The 22,288-nt window shown below is 60.6% G+C and carries 21 protein-coding genes; 9 read left to right on the top strand and 12 right to left on the bottom strand.

Annotated features, from left to right (window positions below; translation table 11 throughout):
• Nucleotides 1-61 precede the first annotated feature (61 nt).
• Nucleotides 62-1,060 (bottom strand): EamA family transporter, encoded by a 999-nt coding sequence (locus tag BKA12_RS10165; protein WP_183643366.1) that lies wholly within the window; start codon nucleotides 1,058-1,060, stop codon nucleotides 62-64.
• Nucleotides 1,061-1,154: 94 nt separating this feature from the next.
• Between BKA12_RS10165 and BKA12_RS10160 the strand changes: the two genes are divergently transcribed.
• Both BKA12_RS10160 and BKA12_RS10155 read left to right on the top strand, forming a co-directional pair.
• A complete protein-coding gene (locus BKA12_RS10160; protein ID WP_183643363.1) occupies nucleotides 1,155-1,700 on the top strand; it encodes a CGNR zinc finger domain-containing protein in 546 nt (181 codons plus the stop codon).
• A 57-nt stretch (nucleotides 1,701-1,757) separates the two neighbouring features.
• Nucleotides 1,758-2,102: a hypothetical protein gene (locus BKA12_RS10155; RefSeq protein ID WP_183643360.1), complete on the top strand. Its 345-nt coding sequence runs from the start codon at nucleotides 1,758-1,760 to the stop codon at nucleotides 2,100-2,102.
• 95 nt (nucleotides 2,103-2,197) lie between these two features.
• On the opposite strand, the gene BKA12_RS10150 is transcribed toward BKA12_RS10155, so the two are convergent.
• The gene (locus BKA12_RS10150) at nucleotides 2,198-2,518 is read right to left on the bottom strand and encodes a hypothetical protein (protein ID WP_338087500.1); all 321 of its coding nucleotides are present in this window, start codon (nucleotides 2,516-2,518) and stop codon (nucleotides 2,198-2,200) included.
• 38 nt (nucleotides 2,519-2,556) lie between these two features.
• Nucleotides 2,557-3,132, bottom strand: coding sequence for a hypothetical protein (locus tag BKA12_RS10145; RefSeq protein ID WP_183643358.1), 576 nt, complete (start codon nucleotides 3,130-3,132; stop codon nucleotides 2,557-2,559).
• A 290-nt stretch (nucleotides 3,133-3,422) separates the two neighbouring features.
• On the opposite strand from BKA12_RS10145, the gene BKA12_RS10140 reads away from it, so the two are divergent.
• Nucleotides 3,423-4,070: a TetR/AcrR family transcriptional regulator gene (locus BKA12_RS10140; protein WP_183643355.1), complete on the top strand. Its 648-nt coding sequence runs from the start codon at nucleotides 3,423-3,425 to the stop codon at nucleotides 4,068-4,070.
• 13 nt (nucleotides 4,071-4,083) lie between these two features.
• On the opposite strand, the gene BKA12_RS10135 is transcribed toward BKA12_RS10140, so the two are convergent.
• The 7 genes from BKA12_RS10135 to BKA12_RS10105 all read right to left on the bottom strand — a co-directional run bounded on the left by BKA12_RS10135 (nucleotide 4,084) and on the right by BKA12_RS10105 (nucleotide 13,784).
• Nucleotides 4,084-5,397, bottom strand: coding sequence for an MATE family efflux transporter (locus tag BKA12_RS10135; protein WP_183643352.1), 1,314 nt, complete (start codon nucleotides 5,395-5,397; stop codon nucleotides 4,084-4,086).
• The gene (locus BKA12_RS10130) at nucleotides 5,394-6,629 is read right to left on the bottom strand and encodes an MFS transporter (protein WP_183643350.1); all 1,236 of its coding nucleotides are present in this window, start codon (nucleotides 6,627-6,629) and stop codon (nucleotides 5,394-5,396) included. Before BKA12_RS10130 ends, BKA12_RS10135 begins: the two co-directional genes overlap by 4 nt.
• Nucleotides 6,626-7,405, bottom strand: a complete 780-nt coding sequence (locus BKA12_RS10125; RefSeq protein ID WP_183643347.1) for a CPBP family intramembrane glutamic endopeptidase — start codon at nucleotides 7,403-7,405, stop codon at nucleotides 6,626-6,628. The genes BKA12_RS10130 and BKA12_RS10125 overlap by 4 nt, the downstream gene beginning before the upstream one ends.
• Before the next feature lie 18 nt (nucleotides 7,406-7,423).
• Nucleotides 7,424-8,785 (bottom strand): hypothetical protein, encoded by a 1,362-nt coding sequence (locus BKA12_RS10120; protein WP_183643344.1) that lies wholly within the window; start codon nucleotides 8,783-8,785, stop codon nucleotides 7,424-7,426.
• A gap of 30 nt (nucleotides 8,786-8,815) precedes the next feature.
• Nucleotides 8,816-11,002, bottom strand: a complete 2,187-nt coding sequence (locus BKA12_RS10115; RefSeq protein WP_246361664.1) for an ABC transporter ATP-binding protein — start codon at nucleotides 11,000-11,002, stop codon at nucleotides 8,816-8,818.
• 2 nt (nucleotides 11,003-11,004) lie between these two features.
• The gene (locus BKA12_RS10110) at nucleotides 11,005-12,750 is read right to left on the bottom strand and encodes an ABC transporter ATP-binding protein (RefSeq protein ID WP_183643341.1); all 1,746 of its coding nucleotides are present in this window, start codon (nucleotides 12,748-12,750) and stop codon (nucleotides 11,005-11,007) included.
• 224 nt (nucleotides 12,751-12,974) lie between these two features.
• On the bottom strand, nucleotides 12,975-13,784 hold the full coding sequence (locus BKA12_RS10105) for a dioxygenase family protein (RefSeq protein WP_183643338.1): 810 nt from the start codon (nucleotides 13,782-13,784) through the stop codon (nucleotides 12,975-12,977).
• 353 nt (nucleotides 13,785-14,137) lie between these two features.
• Between BKA12_RS10105 and BKA12_RS10100 the strand changes: the two genes are divergently transcribed.
• Nucleotides 14,138-15,334 carry an IS110 family RNA-guided transposase gene (locus BKA12_RS10100; RefSeq protein WP_183643335.1) on the top strand — a complete coding sequence of 399 codons (1,197 nt, stop codon included), beginning with the start codon at nucleotides 14,138-14,140 and terminating at the stop codon, nucleotides 15,332-15,334.
• A 169-nt stretch (nucleotides 15,335-15,503) separates the two neighbouring features.
• On the opposite strand, the gene BKA12_RS10095 is transcribed toward BKA12_RS10100, so the two are convergent.
• Nucleotides 15,504-16,058 (bottom strand): NAD(P)H-dependent oxidoreductase, encoded by a 555-nt coding sequence (locus BKA12_RS10095; protein ID WP_183643332.1) that lies wholly within the window; start codon nucleotides 16,056-16,058, stop codon nucleotides 15,504-15,506.
• A gap of 178 nt (nucleotides 16,059-16,236) precedes the next feature.
• Nucleotides 16,237-16,686: an SRPBCC family protein gene (locus BKA12_RS10090; RefSeq protein ID WP_183643329.1), complete on the bottom strand. Its 450-nt coding sequence runs from the start codon at nucleotides 16,684-16,686 to the stop codon at nucleotides 16,237-16,239.
• Nucleotides 16,687-16,695: 9 nt separating this feature from the next.
• On the opposite strand from BKA12_RS10090, the gene BKA12_RS10085 reads away from it, so the two are divergent.
• The 5 genes from BKA12_RS10085 (at nucleotide 16,696) to BKA12_RS10065 (ending at nucleotide 22,093) form a co-directional block, all read left to right on the top strand.
• Nucleotides 16,696-16,851 (top strand): DUF2087 domain-containing protein, encoded by a 156-nt coding sequence (locus BKA12_RS10085; protein WP_338087536.1) that lies wholly within the window; start codon nucleotides 16,696-16,698, stop codon nucleotides 16,849-16,851.
• Between the two features lie 122 nt (nucleotides 16,852-16,973).
• Nucleotides 16,974-17,732: a LamB/YcsF family protein gene (locus BKA12_RS10080; protein ID WP_183643323.1), complete on the top strand. Its 759-nt coding sequence runs from the start codon at nucleotides 16,974-16,976 to the stop codon at nucleotides 17,730-17,732.
• Nucleotides 17,729-19,516, top strand: coding sequence for a 5-oxoprolinase subunit B/C family protein (locus BKA12_RS10075; RefSeq protein WP_183643320.1), 1,788 nt, complete (start codon nucleotides 17,729-17,731; stop codon nucleotides 19,514-19,516). Before BKA12_RS10080 ends, BKA12_RS10075 begins: the two co-directional genes overlap by 4 nt.
• Nucleotides 19,513-21,258 carry an acetyl/propionyl/methylcrotonyl-CoA carboxylase subunit alpha gene (locus BKA12_RS10070; protein WP_183643317.1) on the top strand — a complete coding sequence of 582 codons (1,746 nt, stop codon included), beginning with the start codon at nucleotides 19,513-19,515 and terminating at the stop codon, nucleotides 21,256-21,258. Before BKA12_RS10075 ends, BKA12_RS10070 begins: the two co-directional genes overlap by 4 nt.
• Before the next feature lie 154 nt (nucleotides 21,259-21,412).
• On the top strand, nucleotides 21,413-22,093 hold the full coding sequence (locus BKA12_RS10065; RefSeq protein ID WP_183643314.1) for a GntR family transcriptional regulator: 681 nt from the start codon (nucleotides 21,413-21,415) through the stop codon (nucleotides 22,091-22,093).
• The last annotated feature ends 195 nt before the right edge of the window (nucleotides 22,094-22,288 follow it).

Raw genomic sequence — 22,288 nt, 5'->3', positions numbered from 1 at the left:
AACCACGGCCCTCAATGTGGGCCACACTTGAATTACTTAGACGCAAAACCTCCCGAGCGACTTACTGCTCAGCCGCGCGCACTATCTCGATGGCGCCCGTCTCGGCGGGCACGCCGGGAATTGGATAGTCGCTCGGTAGCACGTGGTCATCAACTGGCACGGTGCGAAGTTCGTCCCAACGGACCAGCACCACGCCGGCGAAGATGAGCAATCCACCCAGAAGTTGGATCGGCAACGGCAGTTCGCCAAGGAACAGCCAGGCCCACAGCACGGCCGCCACGACCTCGAAGAGCGAGACGAAGGAAGCAACCTTCGAACCCAAAGCGCGCGAGGCCATGATCCCGGTGACGTAAGCGAACGCCGTCGAAATCAGGATCAATCCCAGCAAGCCAACCCACCACGGAACCACGGCGCCCGCGAGGGTGATGTCCACGAAGGACGTCTTCATGGGGATGATGCCGAAGAGTCCGGCGACAGCCATGATCGCAGCGCCCACAAACAGGCCGGCGGTCGCGAGGACGATCGGCGGTAGCCTGTCATTCTCTTTCGCAGTGACGAAGAAGTAGACCACTAGACCAACGGCCGCCACGAGTCCCCACAGCACGCCAATAAAATCAACGCGCTCGGATGCGCCGAGGTTCAACACCAGCACGAGTCCGCCGAAGGCCAGGATAGTGCCGATGATCGTCATGGCGCGAGGTGCCTTGCGGTACTGAATCCACAAGATCAGCACGATCATCACGGGAGCCAGGTACTCGAGCATGAGCGCTACGCCAACACTCAACCGCTCCACGGCGCGGAAGTACGCGAGCTGGCACGTCGCGACGCCGAAAGCTCCGAAAAGGAGAATGGGTCGCCAGTTCGCCAGCAAGATGCGCCAGCGCCCGTGAAGCGCCACGATCGCCGGAATCAACAGCACCAATCCAGCGCCAGCCATGCGCCACGTCACTGCGGCGCCCGTGCTCCAGCCAGCCTCCAAAAGCGACTTCGCGAAGGAGCCGGAGGTACCAAAAATGATGGCCGACACCAATGCGACGCCAATTCCTGTGAGCGGTTTCATATCCTCAAATGCCTGTAATCTCGTAGCGTGTCATGACCAAAATTTTTTAGACTCATGACATAATCTGCGGTAAGGATATCACCGGAGGAACCGCATGCCGTTATTCGCACCAGACACTGTCACGAGCCTCACGTCACTCGTGAATCTCATCAATTCCGGCACCTCCGCGATCGACGGCCTCCTCACGCCCGCAGACCTCGCCGAATTCCTCAAACGCGAGAAATTCACGGGCTACGTCTCGGGCACGCAATCGGAGCTTCGCGATGTGCGCCAGTTGCGCAGCCGCCTCACGGAGATTTGGCACCTAAAGGACGACGACGCCGTCCCCGAGATCAATGCCATCCTGCGGTCTGCGCGGGCCCTCCCACAGCTCGTGAAGCACGACGAATGGGATTACCACATTCACGCCACCACCCCGGATGCATCTCTGTCGGATCGTCTGGGCACGGAAGCGGCCATGGCCCTCGTGGACGTAGTGCGCTCCGACGAATGGGATCGCTTGAAGTCCTGCGCAGCAACGGATTGCCACGATGTCTTGCTTGATCTTTCACGTAACCGGTCCAAGAAGTTCTGTGATTCTGGGAATTGTGGAAATCGTGAAAACGTCCGCGCATATCGGGCCCGTCAGGCCATAAGCTAGTTATGTATGAACGAGGCAATGCCGCCTCGAGCTTTTAGGACTATCAGGGAGGACACCATGAGTGCCGAAGTCCCCAACATTGAAGAACACCACGCGTCAGATGACTACGACGTCGAGCTCGAGGAAGCCACCGATGGCGTGTGGCGCAAAGCCGGCCGCTGGGTGATCGGTATTTTTGATGCAGCCCTGGGAGGCGACGGATCTGAAGCTGCTGGAGCCACCGCCGTCGTACGCCGAATTAGTGACGACAAAGAAATCCTGCGCATTACCGCGGGCGGCGTGGACGAGGCAGAAAGCCTCGTGGCACTCATCCGCAACGACCTCGAGAACTTGACTCAAGAAGAGTTCTTGCGCGAATGGGGCGCACGCGATGACACGGAAGTCATCGATCCAGAAGTGTAATTACCAATAGGCTGGCCGCGCTGCGCGGTCAGCCTGAGTGGCTGCAAGGCCTCAGCGGTTGCACTGCTGAGGCTTGGCGCCCAGCTAAATGGAGCCTAGTGCCCGGTCTGCTTGCGCTTTGGCGGACGCGCAGAGACGCGGTTAACGCCAGAGCCCTGACCCAAGTCTTCTGGGTTTTCCTTTGCGGCCATGATCATCAACGAGATCAACAAGAGCGATCCAACGAAGGCGATTCCAAACATCGTCAGGCCAATGTCCAGGCGAAGTGGGTTCTCTGAGCCGCCAGTGGAAGCGATGGTGGAAACCACGCCCGCAATGAGGCCCAAGATCAGCGAAAACAACAGCGGCACCTTAACGGTCTGCTTCCAATTGCGCTTGTTGTTGTTCTGTCCGGGTTCTCCGGCTTGCGTGCTCACGAAAAAAGGCCTCCTGAAACCAGTGGGATACGTATATTCTACTTCGCGTCGAAACGGTAGGAGATTCCGGCGATGATCATGAAGACGGCCACGATGATGTGTCCGCCACCAGCAACGCCCAAAAGGCCGTGCAGGTCCAGTTGGTTCCCGACCATCAGGACCAAGCCAGTGCCGGCAGTAACCAGACCTGGAATCAGCAGCTCACGTGCAGGGATGAAGGTTTTGCGCGCCTTCACCCAGCCCCACAACTCACATAGTCCCACGAGAAACAGTCCCGCGCCGCCCATCCAGGCGAAAGTGAAAGTGGACTGTAAAAGAGCAACGCTCAAGCCCGTGAGAATCGACAACAACGCACCAATTCCCAGCGCCTGACGCATCCCCTCGGGTGCACCGTCAACGGAACCGAAGTCGAAGAGTGCCTTACCGCTCACCACCATCACAGCGCACAGCAGGTAAGAGGCGACGGCGAGCTGCGGCGTCGTCCAAAAGACCGTGATCAATCCAAAAATCAGCGCTACAGCGCCGCGCAACAAGAGTGGTTTCCAGAGGCTTGCCGCGAGTTCCGGATCTACTTTGGGGCGCGACGTGGCGGCGGATGAATTGGATGAAGTCACCTATCAAGTGTAGGCGTGAAGAGAAGTACGCTTTAACGCCGCAAACGAACGCAAGTAACCCCACGATCAGCGCCTACGATCCAACCCCGACTCTGGGTCGTCGGCTTTCATGCCGCCGTGGAACCACCGCGCTCGTCGCGACATTCCAGTACATACAGTGCTTATGAATTGCTCCGCGCTGCCCCCGAAACGCCGTTCAGCGTCCGGAGAGCACTGGTTAGATTCATATCTAAAGTGCGTGCAATCCATATGTAAACACTGTTTACATTCATTAACCGTAGGCTAGTGTCATGAAACCTGTCAACACGAAGCCCTACCACCATGGGAATCTTCGCGAAGAACTGGTTCGGATTGGCGTCGAACTTGCCCATGAAGGCGGCGCCTCCGCCATCAAACTGCGCGAAGCGGCGCGGCGAATTGGAGTCTCCCCTTCGGCGGCATATCGGCACTTCGATGGCCAAGAGGGGCTCGCGGCCGCGGTCAAAGCCGAGATCCTGCTTCAGATGACCCACGCGATGTCCGCCGAAGTTGAAGCACTTCCGGCCGATGCCCCGCCACTCGAGAAGCTTTGCGCAGCCGCACATGGATTCTTCTACTTCGCCACCAATTCGGACGGCCTGTATGCGGCACTGATGGAGACGGTCGAAGAACTTCCCCATCTTTCCGCTGAAATGCGCCCCAAGGTCAACGCGGAATTGAACGCCGTGGAAGAGGCACTCCCCTCGGATCGCTATCCGTTTACGTTCATCCTGAAGATCATCGCCCAGACGAACATCCCCGACGACGGACTGACGGACGCCACCCTGGTCCTCTGGGCCACGGTGGATGGAATGTCGACGCTGTGCTCCACCGGCGCGCTCCGCAATGAGCCACTTGAGAGTAAGACTCGCCTCTTCGACTTGGCCATGCGATCCATGGTCAGCGGCCTGAACCTCTGATCGAGACCAAGCTCTAGATCTTCATCCAGGAGTCAGTGCGCGCCCGGAACCATAGAGTAGCTGCGCGCGCGGCCATGTATCCCAAGGCGAACGCGAGCCAAATGGCCACGATTGCTTGGGCTCCAGCGGTCGCGAAAGATGCGAGCCACAGCAACGGCGCATAGACAGCCAAAGCAATGAGACCAGCCAAGGCCAAATACCGCGCATCTCCGGCGCCAATCAGCACGCCGTCCAGCACAAACACCACGCCACACAGCGGCTGACTCGCAGCAAGCACCCACACGCCCAACGTCACAAGGGACTGCACGGCCGGATCACCGCTGAAGAGTCCGCCCACAAAAGGCGCGGCGATGGCCAAGACAACGCCCGTGAAGACACCGAAGTAGACACCCCACCGCGTCATGACGCGGGTCAGCGACCGCACTTCCGCCACGTCGCCAGCCCCGAGTTCCTTGCCAATCAGCGCTTGGGCGGCGATCGCCAAGGCATCGAGCGCAAACGCCATGAACGTGAACAGCGTGAAAATCACTTGGTGTGCGGCGAGAGTCGCGGCGCCGTGAACGGTGGCCACAAAAACGGTCGCGAGGATTCCCACACGCAGCGAGAGCGTGCGCAGCATGAGCCAACCGCCCACATGAGCCATGCCCAATACCCCGTGCCACGTGGGCGCGAGCGGAACACCGTGACTGAGCGCGCGCGGCACCAGCATCCACAAGTAGACGGCCGCCATGCCCCATTGCGTGATGGACGTTCCCATCGCGGAGCCCGCCACCGACAGCCCGAGCCCATATACAAACAGCAGGTTCAGCAGAATATTCACGCCGAATCCCACGGTCGCCACATATAGCGGCGTCTTGGTGTCTTGCAGCCCGCGCAGCACGCCCGTCGCGGCGAGCACCATCAACATGGCCGGTAAGCCGGGCATAGACCAACGGATGTAGTCGATCGCGAAGTGAGCTACGTCGTCGTGCCCGCCCATGAGCGAAACCAGCCAGGGCGCGGCAATCCAGCCGAGGACCGCCAAAATTGCGCCGAGCAAGAGCGCTAGCCAGACGCCATCGCGGCCGGAAGCGTACGCGTCGGCGAGGCGTTTTGCGCCGAAATGGCGCGCGACGGCCGGGGTGGTGGAGTACGCGAGGAAGATCATGAGGCCCACGGTGGTGTGGACTACCGCGGTGCCGAGGCCCGCGCCCGCCAGCTCGGAGACGCCGAGGTGCCCCACAATCGCCGTGTCAGCCATGAGGAAGAGCGGCTCGGCGATGAGCGCGCCGAGCGCCGGGAGGGCGAGGGCCAGAATTTTGCGGCCAATGCCGCGGTTGTGCGTCATGACAGTAACTCCGGCGGTGGCGGCTGAGAGCCAGGCTGATTTTTCAGGAGTACGACGGCGATCGCCCCGGCCAGTGCCACGAGCGCGGCAACGCTGGCCACGAGTCCGCGCCAACCGACGGCGCTGAACGCGTAGCCGATGAGCCAGCCGAAGAGGCTCGAGCCGACGTAGTAGAAGAGGTTATAGAGGCTCGTGGCTTGAGCGCGATGTTGTGAGGCGATGCGCGGGATCCAGCCCGAGGCCACCGCATGGGCACCGAAGAAGCCCGCCGTGTAGATGAGCAGTCCCCCGATGATGAAGGGGATGGATTCGACCAGCGTGATCGCGAGACCGGTCAGGGTCACGACGAGTGACAGCAACAGCACTTTGAAGCGTCCAAGTTTGAGGACGTAGCTGCCGGCTTTTCGTGAGCTCCAGGTGCCCGCGAGGTAGGCCACGAACATGAGCGAGGCGATCGATGCCGGGATGAAGAACGGCGACGCTTCGAGGCGGAACGCGAGGTAGTTGTAGGTGGCCACGAAGCCGCCCATGAGCAGGAAGCCCTGCGCGTAGAGCGCTAAGAGTGCCGGTTGCTGGACGGCCCAACCGAGGCGCTTGAACAGGTGCTGAGTGTCAGTACTCGGCGCGAAACCGCGTGGATTCGGAGCCATCTTGATGAACGCGAAGGCGGCAAGGGCTGCCATGCAACTGACGACAAAGGTACCGATGCGCCAGTTGATGAATTCGCTGAGGGGTCCGGCGACGAGTCGGCCGGCGAGGCCGCCGATGGTGGTGCCGGAGACGTAGGTGGCGGCGGCAATGGCGGCGTGGGTTCGAGTGACTTCTTCGCTCAGATACACCAGTGCGACAGCCGGGATGCCTCCCAGCACGAGGCCTTCCCCGAGTCTAAGAATGAGGAGCGACTCGAAGGTCGGCGACCACGGCACTGCGAAACCGAAGATGACCGCGCCGACGATCGAGTAGGTCATGGTCGTGAGGCGGCCGATCCTATCTGCCACTCCGGACCACGGAATGACTGAGACAGCGAGGCCAAGCGTTGCCGCTGAGACTGCGAGCGCTGCTTGAGAGTCCTGAATCTTCAGGTCGCGCGCGAGTTCTGGCAGCACGCCTTGGATGGAATAGAGCTGGGAAAAGGTGGCGACGCCGGCGGCGAAGAGCGCAAGAATCAGGTTCTTGTATTCCTTGGAGCCGTGGCGGTGGCCTTCAAAAGGTGTGGGAGCTGCACCCGTCATGAGGCCATGATGGGAAGCACCGTGTACGCAATGATGAGCGCCACCGCGTTATTGAAGAAGTGCAACACGTAGGAGTAAGCGAGCGACTTTCCGGTCAAGATATATGCGAGCGTGATGACGGTGCCCAGCGTGACGTACGGGATCGCCGAGAGCCATTCGAAGGTCCCCGTGCCGATGAAGTGCATGCCCGCAAACAGCACAATCGAGATGACCGCGCAGACCCACTTATTGATGTAGCGGCTGAGCTTTCCCACCAGCAAGTGGCGGAAGATGTACTCCTCCACGAACGGGCCCATGATGGCCGTGACCACGAACATCGTCAGGAAGGGCACTTCCGTGGTCATGCCCTCGATCGCGAGCTGATTCTCACTCTTCACGGGTTCGCCCATGGTGGTGATGATGAGCGCGGTGAGCATGAGCGAGGCGAACCAACCACCCGGAATGAGCATGATCTTGGCCCACGGGTTCCATTGGAAAGTCTTTAAGGATCGCCATAGATCGTGGCGTGCCAAGACCATGGCAAGAGTGAACATGACCGCGTAGACCACCAGGTTCACGCCGAAGATCGCGAGGCTGTCGTTGGAGAACATGTTCCGGAATGCCGGAATAAACAACAGCAGGGCGGCACCACCCACCACGAACAAGAGGATGTACAGCAGAATCGCGGCGAAGTCTCCCCACACGAACTTCCCGGGGCCGAAGTCTGGCTGCTTGGGTCGTTTCGGGATCATGTATGGGGTTGGTGTTCCATACGAATTCGTCGGTGGGTGTTGCATTCCCCCAGCCTATCGTCGTTACAACGACGGTTCAGTGTTCTCCGTGCGCTCGTCGGCAAGGAACCAAGCACGCTCATGCTTGAAGCGGACTGCGAAACCGGCCCAGCCGTCGTCGTGCAGGTCAATTCGATCCACTTCGCCACCGAGGGGCAAAAGCGAGTCCTCAGACCCCCACGCGCCTTCGTCTGCCGACTCCCGCTCCCACGCGAGCTCCATATCCCATTCGCGCACGTCGGCAGCGCCCCCGCGATGATTCGCGATCATCCCGGCAAAACCGTGGCCGGCAAAGCCCACCAAAACGGCCGTCTGAGCAGCGCCTTTGATGCGCAACGGAAAGCGCGTGTGCTCGCTCCAGAGCCAGCCCTTCTCCAGCTGGCGCTTGAAGTCTTGCGGCGTCAAAGAGTTCACAGCATCGATTCCGTGGTGGACGCAGTAATCCGTTGCGGGGATGAGGTCGGTGTTGAGGTTCTTCATGAAGTCGTCATCGTCCTCGAAACGAGGATCTTCACGCTGCGACTCGGTCCAGCACAGGCAACCGGGAGTGACTTCTGCCAGACTCTTTTTGACCGTTGAGAGCTCGTCATTCAGGCCGGCACTCGAGAAATCGCCCATCACTGGCCCCAACGAATTGGGCGGCACTTGCCACACGTAGTTACCCACGACCGCACGGGAAATAGCCCGCCAGACGACCATTGCGATCTGTCCGACAGCTAAGACGCTCAGCGCCAAAGCCGGAAGTGCCCATAAAGCAGACCAAGGGAAGTCGTCCAACTCTTGAGAGGTCTTGCCGAGCTCCAAACCCATGACCCAACGAACAACAGTCCACGCGAGCAGCGCGGCGATCGTCAGGCCGAACGCCCAGTTGATGCTGTACCGCTGGGCTTTCGCCATGTTGGTCTGCAGCGTGGCACCGAGAGCCATGGTCTCCGTGGTGGCTGCAGACTTGGCGAGCTTCGCAACGTAGTGCAATTGCCGCACGGACATCACGACGTGCACCACCAACCAGATGGTGGTCAACGCAGCGCCGACCCACCACACCCCGGCAGTGGTTTCACCCGTGTGGGAAGACGTGTAGGCAACGCCGGTCAAGACGAGCGGGACAAGGAGCACCGCGAACCGCGCAAACGCCCAGCACCCAAAAACGAGACCCATCATCGACATCCACGCGGCGCCCTCGAACACTGTATAGACCGTGAGCCCGCCCTGCCACAACGGTCCCTCGGGTGCTTCCCAGGGTCGCTCCGCAATGAAGGTTCCCACCGCGCAGGCGATCAGAATCATCCAGGCTGGAACCATGCTGAGCGGCATGGAAAAGCGCACGGGAACGCGCCCCCACTGTTCTGCAGTAGGGGCAGCGACCGGCCAAGTGATGGGTTTCATGATGGTGTGAGTGATGAGTCGTTTGATGGATCAGTCTTCGGCAGCGTGCTTCCCGCGATATGGCTGAGGCTGGTCCTCGACCACGGGCGTCTCGACCACCGGGGCCTCGACCACAGTGGAAGCTGGGATTTCGACTGGGACTGGAGCTGCGTCGTCGTGCTGGGAAACCGCAGCCGAAGCAGTCTTGGCAGCCGGGGCGCCCACGGCAACCTCAGCGTCAATGTCCGCGGAAGGCCCGCGGAACTGCGACATATAGAGGCGATAGTACGCGCCGCTGCGAGCCAAGAGCTCTTCGTGGTTGCCCTGTTCCACAATGCGACCGTTTTCCATCACGAGGATGACGTCGGCGTCGCGGATCGTGGACAAGCGGTGAGCGATCACGAACGAGGTGCGATCCGTGCGCAACGCAGCCATGGCGTGCTGCACGAGGACCTCGGTACGGGTGTCGACGGAGGACGTGGCCTCGTCCAGGATCAACAGTGAAGGATCGGCCAGGAACGCACGCGCAATGGTCAGCAGCTGCTTCTCACCAGCGGAAACGTTGGTGCCTTCTTCGTCGATCTTGGTGTTGTAGCCATCCGGCAACTGGCGCACGAAGCGGTCAACGTAGGTGGCCTGCGCCGCAGCAATGACTTCCTCATCCGTGGCATCGAGGCGACCGTAGCGGATGTTCTCCATGATAGTGCCACCGAAGAGCCAGGCATCCTGAAGAACCATGCCGATTTTGGAGCGCAGCTCTTCGCGAGACAGATCGCGGATGTCTACGTTATCCAGCGTGATGCGTCCCGAGTTGAGCTCGTAGAAGCGCATCACCAGGTTCACGAGGGTGGTCTTGCCGGCGCCCGTAGGACCGACGATCGCCACGGTGTGACCCGGGCGCGCGTCGAAGGACAAGTCCTCGATGAGCGGACGTTCTGGCGTATAGGAGAAGGAAACGTTCTCAAACTCCACGTGACCGTCGGTGCGCTCTGGGAGGTGGCTAGTACTCGTCTCCGGCTCTTGCTCCTCGGCGTCCAATAGCTCGAAGGTGCGCTCGGCAGAGGCAACGCCGGACTGGAGCATGTTGGCCATGCCCGCAATCTGGCCCAGCGGCTGAGTGAACTCGCGGGAGTACTGGATGAACGCGGTGGCGTCGCCCAAAGACATCTGGCCGGTAGCCACGCGTAGGCCGCCAGCAATCGCGATGCCCACGTAGGACAAGTAGGTCACGAAGGTCATGATCGGGTAAATCATGCCGGAGACGAACTGGGCACCGAACGCGGCCTTGAACAGGCCTTCGTTGCGCTCCTCGAAGCGGTTCATCATGTCCTGCTCGCGACCGAAGACCTTCACCAGGTCATGACCGGAGAAGGACTCTTCGATCTGACCGTTGAGTTGGCCAGTTGCCTTCCACTGCTCCACGAACTTGCCCTGAGCGTTCTTGCCGATGATGCCGGCGGCAACAGCAGAAATCGGGAGGGCAACGAGGGCAATCAGCGCTAGCTGCCACGAGACGATGAACATCATGATGACAATGCCGATGACCGTCAGCACGGAGCTGACCAGCTGAGACAGTGCTTGCTGCAAGGCCTGTTGGATGTTGTCCACGTCGTTGGTCACGCGGGACAAGAGGTCACCGCGCTGGCGGGTATCGAAGTAGTTCAGCGGCAAGCGGTTGATCTTGTCTTCCACTTTGGAGCGCAGGTTCCGCACGGCCTTCATGGTGATGGCGTTAAGGATGTAACCGTTGATCCAGCTCATGAACGAGGCCACTAAGTACAGCGTCAGCACCACAAGGATGAGTCGGCCCAATAGCGCGAAATCAATGCCTTGGCCAGGCGTGAACTCCATGCCAGCAAGCATGTCCGCTTGGTCCGTATTTCCAGACGCGCGGGCCGCCTCGACCACTTGCTCTTTGGTCATTCCGGGCGGCATCGCCTTGCCCGTCATGCCGTCAAAGATGACGTTCATCGCGTTGCCCAAGATCTTGGGGGCAATCACGTTCAAGACCACTGAGATGGCCACAAAGACAAACACCAAGACCAGCGAGAACTTGTACGGCAACAAGAGCCCTACAAGGCGCTTCGCGGAAGGCCAGAAGTTCTTCGCTTTACGAAGGCTCTGTTGGCCGCCCCAACCGTCGTCCATGGAGGCATCGCCAAACTGCTCGGTATCTTCGTCAGTAACGACGGCGACGTTCGCGTCCTGAGACTTCTTAGACATCTTCTTCTTCGCCATATTTAGGCCACCTCCTCCGCGCTAATCTGGGACTCCACGATTTCGCGGTACGTCTCGTTGGATTCCATAAGTTCTTCGTGTGTTCCACGGCCCACAATTTCACCGTTCTCCATGACCAGAATCTGGTCTGCGGAGGTGATGGTGGAAACGCGCTGCGCCACGATGATCACGGCCGCGTCCTTAGTTGGCTCCTCGAGCGCTGCCCGCAAGCGAGCATCCGTGGACACGTCCAGAGCGGAGAAGGAGTCATCGAACAAGTAGACGCGCGGCTTTGAGGCCAGCGAGCGCGCGATGCACAAACGCTGACGCTGACCGCCGGAGACGTTGGTGCCACCCTGAGAGATCTTCAGGTCCAGGCCTTCGCCCTTCTCGCGAACAAAGTCCTCCGCCTGAGCAATCCGCAGAGCTTCCCACAGCTCTTCGTCGGTGGCATCCTGTGTGCCGAAGCGTAGGTTGGTAGCCACGGTTCCGGAGAACAAGAACGGCTTCTGGGGAACGGCGGACACCACGCGCGAAATCTCGGAGCGTGGCAAGGTGTTCGTGGGACGGCCGTCCAAGAGCACGGATCCGGAGTCCGGGTCATAGAGCCGAGGAATCAGGTTCAACAACGTCGTCTTGCCAGAACCCGTGGAACCGATAATCGCGATGGTCTTACCCACCGGCGCGGTAAAGGAAATGTCGTTGAGAATCGGCTTCTCAGCGCCGGGATACACGAAGCTCACGTTCTTGAATTCCACGGCAGGAGCACCCGGAACAGGCTCAGCAGAACCGGAGCCGGAGACCAAAGGATCCGTCAGCGTAGAAGGCGTCGAGAGCACTTCATCGATACGCTCCGCACACACCACGGCGCGCGGAATCATCATGACCATAAACGTGCCCATCATGACCGCCATGAGGATCTGCAGAAGGTACTGCAAGAACGCGGTCAGGGAGCCCACTTGCATCTCCCCCGCGTCCACGCGCTGGCCGCCAAACCACAGCACCGCTGCGGTGGAGAGGTGCATGATCATCATGATGATCGGGAACATCAGAACGAAGATCTGTCCCACCTTGACGCCAATTTCGGTCAAGCGCAGGTTCGCTTCATCGAAGCGTTCGGTTTCAAACTTCTCGCGGGTGAACGCGCGGACTACGCGGATACCGGTGATTTGCTCGCGCAGGACGCCGTTGATGCGGTCCAATCGATCCTGCATGGTGCGGAAGAGCGGCATGAGGAACGCCACCAGAACACCCACCACAACGCCCAGCAGCGGAACGGCCACCCAGACCAGCCACGAGAGACCAAAATCTTCACGTAGCGCCATGATGATGCCGCCCACGCACATGATCGGCGCGGAGACCATGAAGTTCAGGGCCATGAGCAAGAGCATTTGCACTTGCTGCACATCGTTGGTGTTTCGGGTGATGAGCGTTGCGGCGCCGAAGGAATTCACTTCGCGCGCGCTGAACGCCGAGACGTTGCTAAAGACATCGCGGCGCAGGTCGCGGCCGACGGCCATTGCCGTCCGAGCACCAAAGTACACGGCCAGAATTGCCGTGATGACTTGGCCAAATGCCACGGCGAGCATGACGCCGCCGGTTCGCCAAATGAAATCAGTGTCACCCTTTGAAACGCCCTGATCGATGATGCTGGCGTTCAATGAGGGGAGGTATAGAGCTGCGATGGTCGACAGCAGTTGCAGTATGACGACTGCAACGATCCAGCCGGTATACGGCTTGGAGTATTTGATGAGCAGTTTGAGCAGCATGGCCTCGAAATTCCCTCTTGCAGATACCCCGCGTCACGCGTGAGCAAGGGTCACTTTACACGGCCAACTTGGCCGTTTTGTATCGCACTTAGGGATGAACAACGACGTCGCCACGCACCATCGCGCCTCCCTTTTGTCGCGTACTGACGCCGTAAAAAGGAAGAAGTCAGGTACGCGAGGGGGCGCGCTTAAGGTGAGCGGCGGCGTCGTACTTAAAGGGAACTTTAGGTCAGCGTCCAGGAGCGCTTCGACAAACCGAACCAGAAACCGTCAATGGCGGTCTTCGCGTTAATGTCACCGGATGCGTAAGCGGCACCCAAAGCGACATACAACGGAGCCCAGTGCTCAGAGCGCGGGTGTGCTTCGCGAGCGGCCGGAGCCTTGTGGAGGAAGTCCAGGATGGAGTCCACGTCTCCGCGGGCCATGGCCTCTTCAGCCCACTGGTCGAATTCGCTCGACGCCGAAGGAGGCGTCGAATCCGGGCCGGCGGCAGGGTTGAACCAGCGCAGGTTGTGGGTGGTGAAGCCGGAGCCCACAATGAGCGTGCCGCGATCGCGCAACGGCGCCAGCGACTTACCCAGCTCAAAGAGACCCTGCGGATCCAGCGTTGGCATGGACATCTGGACTACAGGCACGTCAGCGTCAGGGAACATTTCCTTGAGCGGAACGTAAGCGCCGTGGTCCAAACCGCGGTCCTCTTCGCGCGCCACGTGATGACCGTGGGCACTCACCAATCGGGAGACCTCATCGGCGAGCTCGGGGGCGAGGGGTGCGTCGTAGCGAACGTCGTAGTAGCGCTGCGGGAAGCCCCAGAAGTCGTAGACAAGCTCGGTTGGGCGCTGCGTGGCGGAAAGCGTCACGGGAGCATTCTCCCAGTGCGCCGAGATCATGAGGATGTCTTTGGGCTTCTCGAAGGTGGAGGACCACTGATTGAGCTGGCTGGTCCACGTGGCGTCATCCGCGAGGGGTGGGGCGCCGTGACTGAGAAACAATACGGGTGGTTGCTGCGTGGGAGCCAAGGATTCGGTGGTCATGTGCATTACCTTACGCCAATTTAGTTGAAACATCAAGTAAATTTTTCGGAGCACGACGGCGAAGCGTTCTTGCCGCTTCGAGTTCAGAGTAGCCGCGATGCCCGTTACCTTGTTGATAGTTCCTTCACCCGAGGATGATAGGAACTGTCGGCCGGCCATTCCCGGCATGGTGTCTTGCCCCTGCTTATCCAATAGTCCGGGGGGTGTTGCCACCGGGATTGGATGGCAGCGAGGTGATTGCTGATTAGGGGCACGGCGCCAAAAACGGACGCCAGTCGTAACGTGGATGTAAGACTTTGCTACCGACGGTTGGCCGACCTTGAACAATTAATCGGTTCAAAGGAGCACCGGTCATGAAAACCGAAGACATCCAGATCTTCCTCGGCCTCGACGTCGGCAAAACCGACCACTGGGCCTGCGCCGTCATCCAAGACGGCACCAAAATCTGGAACAAGACCCTGCCCAACGACGAAACCAAACTCACCGCCGTGTATCAAAAGCTTCTAGCTCAAGGACAGGTTCTGGTAGTCGTGGACCAGCCTGCCACCATCGGCGCCCTCGCTGTTGCCGTAGCCCAGAACCTCGGCATTCCGGTGGCCTACCTTCCCGGACTCTCGATGCGGCGCATCGCAGACATGTATCCAGGCACCGCGAAAACAGACGAAAAAGACGCCTTCATCATCGCCGACGCGGCACGCACCATGCCACACACCTTGCGCAGCATCCAAGTCTCCGACGAGGACGAAGCAACCCTAGGCATGCTCACCGGATTCGACCTGGACCTGGCACGCCAGATCACCCAAACCAGCAACCGGATCCGCGGTCTCTTCACCCAAATCCACCCGCCACTAGAACGGATCCTCGGCCCCTGGCTGGAACACGACGCCGTCCTTGAAATCCTCGCTACCTGGCCTACTCCAGCGCAACTGAAGCATGCCGGCAAAGCGCGGATCGACGCGAAGCTGAAGAAATACGGTGCCCGCCGGCACACTGCCTGGGCTGTAGCCATCATGGACGCGCTCGATGAGCAAACAGTGGTCGTGGTCGGCACCGATGCTGCTGGACTGGTGATCCCTCACCTGGCCCGGCAATTAATCTCGTTGCACGCCCAGCGGGTAGATGTGGCCATGCACTTGGAAACCATGGTTGAGGCTCACCCTCTTTACCCGGTCCTGACATCCATGCCAGGGGTCGCCGTCAGGACCGCAGCGATCATCATCGCCGAGACCTCCGGCAAGACCTTCCCCAGCGCCGCAGCGTTGTCCTCCTACGCCGGCCTGGCACCAACCACGCGTCAATCGGGGACATCGATCAAGTCCGAACGCGTTAGTCATTCAGGGAACAAACGCTTGAAACGAGCCCTCTTCCTCTCGGCGTTTGCGTCCATCCGTTTTGATCCGACCAGTCGGGACTACTATGACCGGAAACGGGCTCAGGGGAAACGCCATAACCAGGCACTCATCGCGTTAGCGCACCGTCGCCTCACAGTCTTGTTTGCCATGATTCGGGATGGCTCACTTTATGACGTTCCGGAGCTGAAAATAGCTTGACACAGAACATAGGGGCACCCCGCACCGCACTAGAAATCTTTCTGCCTCGAAGAACGTCCTTGGCGCACGCAAAAGCGCCGCCTCACACGAATGCAGGACGGCGCTTTTTGAACCCGCGCGAGGCGGGCAAATGTCTTAGTTGAGCTCTGTAGTTAGTGGAGCTCAGCTACTAGTTGAGCTCGGCAGCTGCGCGAAGCTTGCCGAGAACGTCAGCAAGCTGCCCCACAACCTCGGAGTCATCCTTCGGGTGGGTCTCAGCGAATCGAACCACCGAGTTAGGGATGGAGAGCTTGACGTCGTCGAGAACCTTGGCACCTGCGATGGTTGCAGACTTGCGAGCCTCATCCTGCGCCCACACGCCACCGAACTGACCGAAGGCAGTTCCGATCACGGCGGTTGGCATATCCGTAGCAGCGCCAGCGCCGTATGGGCGGGACAGCCAGTCAATGGCGTTCTTCAAGACAGCTGGGATGGTGCCGTTGTACTCAGGGGAAACCAAGAGCAAAGCGTCGGCATCTGCAGCAGCTGCGCGAAGCTCGGCGGCAGCAGCAGGAACATGACCCTCAACGTCGATGTCTTCGTTGTAGAACGGGATGTTCTCGAGGCCCTGGAATACGGAAACCTCAACGCCTTCCGGAGCGGTTGCTACGGCAGCTTCTGCAAGCTGAGCGTTAGTCGATCCGCTGCGCAGGGATCCTACGAGGGTCAATACGTTAGTTGCCATGATGTTCTCCTCATGAAAAAGCTAGGGAGGCGAAGCCGGAAAAATCCGGCCGCTCGTTCATAGGGAGTCAACTGCTTGAACGTTTGACAGATTCCCGTATCCGGCCGTGACGCTCGTCATGCCACCGGATACCTCGCCCCATGGCGCCATTAGAGACTGGCCGCCAACCTGCTCTGAACTAGCCTTCGAGGAGCGCGCGGAGCTTGCCCATCGTGCTGCCCCAGCCCTGCTCGGCCAGCGGAAGAATGTCGGCAGCGTAAGGACCCTGGGTGACCTTCATGCGGGTGTTGTTGGCGTCGATTTCCTCGAGCTCAACGCGAAGCTCCATGACCCTTCCGCCATTCTGCGGGGTGGCCTCGGTCTGGCCCACCAAGAGCGACAGCTCAGAAACTTCAGTGAAGACGGCATCCACTGGGGACTGCATCTCCGGGTTCTCGATCGAGTGCATCACAAAGTGTTCTTTGCCGCCCACGCGAGCATCAATCACGGCGTCAGACTCGCGAACCGTCCAGCCTTCCGGCGCAAACCACTGCACCAACTGGGAAACTTCGGTCCACGCAGCCCAGACTTTGGCGCGTGGGACTTTGAACTCGAGTTCAAGGTTCAGGTTCTGCATCTCAGTAGTCATGAGTAGAGGATAACTTCACCGCCTCACACATTCTTAACAGAGCCCGAACTCAATGCCGGAATCGCCATGTTCATTCAGGACGTGGCCCTCGTTCGGCGCGATGGCGTGGATTCTGGCTTCCTTTCGCGCAGCGCCGATGGCGCCCGGTACACGCTCGAAAGCTAGGTCTAGAGCGCACCTGAAGCCAGTGCCGAAGCCAAGTTGCGCCCACCCGCAAAAAATAATTGTTGAACAATCTCCGCCGATAGTGCATTCTTAGTAGACCACCTCTTGAGACGGAGATCACTTTGAACACCATTGACCTCAACAGCGACGTTGGAGAACACTTCGGCAGTTGGACCATGGGCGACGACGCGGCCATTTTCCAATCCGTCTCCAGCGCGAACGTTGCGTGTGGCTTCCACGCCGGCGATCCTTCCTCTATCAAGCAGACGTGCGCGGACGCCGTGGCCCAGAACATCACGATCGGCGCCCATGTGGCCTACCGCGACCTCGCCGGTTTCGGCCGCCGCTTCCTTGATTGCTCCCCGCAGGAACTCGCCGATGACGTGCTCTACCAAATCGGCGCACTCGAGGCGATCGCCAGGTCCGTCGGCGGCACCATCAAATACGTCAAGCCACATGGCGCGCTCTACAACACGATCGTTCACCACGAAGCTCACGCCCAGGCCGTCGTAGACGCCGTCAAGGCCAGCGGCTTGGAACTCCCACTGCTCCTTCTGCCCGGGTCCGTCGCGCTGAAGAAGGCCGAAGAAGCAGGCCTCCGCGCCGTCACAGAAGCCTTCGCAGACCGTGCCTACACCCCGGAGGGCACGTTGGTCAGCCGCCGCGAGAAGGGCGCCGTCCTCCACGACGGCGAGCTGGTGGCTCAGAACATGGTCCGCCTCGCCACGGAAGGCACGCTCACCGCAATCGATGGTAGCGAAATCAAGATGCCCGCCGAAAGCATTTGCCTTCACGGCGACACGGCCGGCGCAGTTGAAATGGCCGGCCAAGTCCGCGCGGCCCTCGAAGAAGCTGGCGTCACCATCAAGGCCTTCGTATGAGCACCACTGCCGTCGAATCCAACCATCAGCCACGCCCCATCCGCTGGTCCGGCACCAAAGCATTCCTTATTGAATGCGCAGATTTGAACGACGTCGTCAGCATCCACACGCACCTCACGAACAACCCGCTTCCCGGTCAGCGCGAATTGCTCGCGGCTGCCCGCACGGTGATGGTCGCCTTTGATTCACGGCCCCGCGCGGTTGCAGCGGCTCAGTTGCTTGCCACCATGCAGTACGACGACGCCGCTACAGTCGCCGGCGAAACCATCCTTATTCCTGTGGTTTACGACGGCGAAGACCTCCAGGCCGTCGCCGACCTGACGAACCTCAGCGTGGAAGGCGTCATCCAGGCGCACACGTCCGCTGAATGGAAGGGTGCTTTCGGCGGCTTCGCCCCCGGATTCACCTATTTGGTAGCGGACAACGATCCCCTCAATGTCCCTCGTCGTGAGACTCCGCGCACCGCCGTTCCGGCTGGGTCTGTGGCCTTGGCCGGCAACTTCTCCGCTGTCTATCCACGCCGCTCCCCTGGCGGCTGGCAGCTGATCGGTCGCACCAACGAGCGCATGTGGGACTTGGGCCGCGAGAACCCGGCGCTCGTTCGCCCAGGTGACATCGTGAAATACGAAGCCACCCGCGAGACCATCAGCGCCGTCGTCCCTGATTCCGAGCCTGAGTCCGCTTCAGAGGCCACTCCCGAGGTCACCGCGGATCAGGCCGTGGGATCAACCTCCACGTACCTCGAGATCATCGACCCCGGCCTTCAAACCCTGCTCCAAGACTTGGGCCGCCCCGGCTTCGGCGACCTCGGCGTCTCCGCATCCGGCGCCGCAGACAAGGCATCCGCACGTCAGGCTAATCGCGTGGTGGGCAACGACTCGGATCTCGCGGTCCTCGAAAACGTGCTTGGAGAACTCGAGCTCAAGGCATTCGGCAACGTGATCGTCGCGATCACGGGCGCCGAGGTCAAGGCATTCGTCACCCAGAATCCTGCCCTCATGGAGATCCCGGAACCCTCCGAGGATCTGGAGGAGGGCGAGGAAGAAGAGCTTCCCGAGCCCGAGGTTCGCCGTGCTCCGCTGCGCACGGCCTTCTCCCTCTATGACGGTGAAACCCTGCGCATCGAAGCCCCCGAAGCCGGACTCCGCACCTACGTTGCCGTCCGCGGCGGATTCATGGTGCCCGAAGTCTTGGGCAGCCGTGCCACGGACTCCATGTCTGGCGTTGGTCCAGAACCGCTGGCTAAGGGCAAGGTCCTTCCAGTCGGTCAGGCTAAGCGCAACAACTCGGTGGGCAGCGACGAGCCAGCCACCGGCGTCCTGCCAATGATCGGCAAGGTCACCACTCTGCGCATCACGCTGGGCCCGCGCGACGACTGGTTCGACGAAGCAGGCATCAGCGCCCTCACCGAGCAGGAATGGATGGCCACCAGCCAGTCCAACCGCATCGGTGTTCGCTTTGAACTTCCCGCCGGCGGCCGCCCGATGACCCGCGCAAAAGACGGCGAACTCGCGAGCGAAGGCGCCGTACCTGGGTCCCTCCAGATCCCACCATCTGGCCTGCCGGTGCTGTTCCTCGCGGATCACCCAGTCACTGGCGGCTACCCGGTAGCTGGCGTGGTCATCGAGCGCGATATGCCGCTCGCCGCCCAACTCCCACCGGGGGCCAAAGTCCGCTTCACTGCGGTGGACCCGGACACCTTCTTGCCTCTAGAAAACTCAACAAGCACATCATCATCCACTCGCCCTCAGGGCTCCGAAAAGAACGAAGGACCATCCGCATGAAAAAGGTGTTGATTGCCAATCGTGGCGAAATTGCAGTTCGAGTCGCTCGTGCATGCGCGGACGCCGGTATCGGCTCGGTTGCCGTTTACTCGGAGCCTGATGCTGACTCGATGCACGTCAAGATCGCCGATGAAGCCATCCCGCTCGGCGGCCAGGCATCGTCTGAGTCCTACTTGGTGATCGAAAAGATCCTCAAGGCCGCCAAGGATTCCGGCGCCGACGCCGTGCACCCGGGCTACGGCTTCTTGTCCGAGAACGCCGACTTCGCACAGGCCGTCATTGACGCCGGCCTCACGTGGATTGGACCGAGCCCCGAAGCCATCAAGGTTCTTGGCAACAAGGTCACCGCTCGAGACATCGCCGTCGCTGCCGGCGCCCCGCTCGTTCCAGGCACCGACGGACCCGTGAACTCGGGCGAAGAAGTCCGCGCTTTCGCCGAGGAATTCGGCCTCCCCGTCGCCATCAAGGCAGCCTTCGGCGGTGGCGGTCGCGGCATGAAGATCGCCCGAAAGATCGAAGACGTCGAGGACGCTTTTGACTCGGCTGTCCGTGAAGCCACGGCCGCTTTCGGCCGCGGCGAGTGCTTTGTGGAGCGCTTCCTTGACCGTCCGCGCCACGTCGAAGCGCAAGTGATCGCAGATACGCACGGCAACGTCGTCGTAGTGGGAACCCGCGACTGCTCGCTCCAGCGCCGCAACCAGAAGCTCGTGGAGGAAGCCCCTGCGCCGTTCTTGACGGACGAGCAGCGTGCGCGCATCCACCAATCCGCGAAGGATATTTGCCGCGCTGCCGGTTACACCGGCGCAGGAACGGTCGAGTACTTGGTGGCTCCAGATGGCGTCATTAGCTTCCTCGAAGTGAACACGCGCCTCCAGGTGGAGCACCCGGTTTCTGAAGAGACCGCCGGAATCGACCTCGTGCAGGAACAGTTCCGCATCGCGGACGGCCTCCCGCTCTCCATCACCGAGGATCCCCTCCCCAACGGTCACGCGTTTGAGTTCCGCCTCAACGCCGAGGATCCGTCCATGGGCTTCTTGCCAAGCCCCGGCCAGGTCACCGAATTCGCAGCCCCAACGGGCGCCGGAATCCGCGTGGATACAGGCGTTCGCACGGGTTCCGTGGTGCCAGATCACTACGACTCCCTGCTCGCGAAGCTCATCGTCCACGGCGCCAACCGCCAGCAAGCCCTCGCGCGTGCGCGCAAGGCTCTCGACGAGCTGGTCATCAAGGGCCTGCCCACCGTCATTCCGTTCCACCAGGCCGTAGTTCGCGCCGCCGACTTCACGGACCCGAATGAGCTCCGCGTCCACACCACGTGGATCGAGAACGACTTCAACGACGACCTCGCATCCTCCGAGTTCCTCACGAAGGCCACTCCGGACGGCTCCCGCGAGACCATCACGATCGAGCTCGACGGCAAGGCCGTGCAGCTCGGTTTGCCGTCGCGGTTGATTCAGGCGCTCATGAACGGTGGCGGTTCGCGTTCCAAGAATTCCGCGAACGACGCCGCAGCTTCCGCGCCTGCCGACCCTGCGGTATTGCTCTCCCCCATGAACGGAAACCTCGTGAAGTGGGTGGCTGAGGAAGGCGCAACGGTTGCCGAAGGCGATCCGATCGTGGTCCTTGAAGCCATGAAAATGGAAACCACCGTGGTTGCTCACCGCGCTGGCACCCTCTCGCGCGGCGCGCTCGAGGTGGGCGGCGGCGTCGTACGAGGTCAGGCTCTCGCGACTATCTCGTAAGAAGGTACCTTTTCGAAACCGTCCCGCCATCGAGTTGCCAAGTTAACGCCATGTCCGGCCGCTGGACCGCGTTAAAGTGGCAACTCGAGTGGCGATTGCTAGCTGACGCCTTGGGGCGCACGGCGACGTTTTTCCAACGGGTAAATTAGAACCTATGGTTGCCGCAAATCTACTGGGATCTATTGCGAAGGGATCCGCCGCCCACGCTCATACCAGCGCGTGGATCGTTTCCGTACTGCGCAAGCGGATCTCGGAGGGCAAACTGACTCCTGGCAGCAAGCTGTCTGAGCAGTCCCTCTCCGAGGCACTTGGCGTTTCGCGCAACACATTGCGCGAGGCGTTTGCGGTTCTGTCCGCAGAATCCGTCATCACGCGTATCCCCAACCGCGGTGTCTTCGTCACGGAGCCCACCGTCAATGACGTGCGCGAGATCTACCGCGTGCGCCAGTTCATTGAACCGGCAGCGGTTTTGTGGGCTACGCCTTCGTCCGATCAGTACGCGGAAATGCACGAGATTGTCGAAGCGGCACTCTCTGCCAAAGCCGCAGGCGCCGTCGGTGCCATGGCGAACGCCAACCAGCGGCTCCACCAGGCCATTGTGGGAATGTGCGGATCGCCCACTTTGGACGAAGTGATGGAGCGCGTGCTCGCCCAGATGCGTCTGGTGTTCTATTCGATGTCCAGCACGCCGGACTTCCACTCGCACTATGTGGAGCGCAACGCCGCTCTCGTTCAGCTCATTGGCGACGGCAAACGCGAAGAAGCCGCCGGCGAACTCCGTGAGTACCTCGAGTCAGCCGAGGCTGAGCTCTTGTCCCACGTGGTGAATCGCTAGCGGCTTCGCTGACGTGAGTTCTTGGGGGCGACTGTCATCTTCTGGGCTGTGCCACTCACTGAAAATCTTTGACTCTTCTGTGCCGTGCCACTCACGGAAAATCTTTGACGTCGTTTCGTACCACCTTCGGAGCACTTTAGGTGGCGCTAAACGACGTCACGATGGAGCCAAGAAATCGACTTACCCTGAGGCGAA

Source organism: Neomicrococcus lactis, from assembly GCF_014200305.1.
Taxonomy (GTDB): domain Bacteria; phylum Actinomycetota; class Actinomycetes; order Actinomycetales; family Micrococcaceae; genus Neomicrococcus; species Neomicrococcus lactis.
Note: the sequence above shows the minus strand (reverse complement) of the source record. Positions and strands in the feature narration are given on the sequence as shown.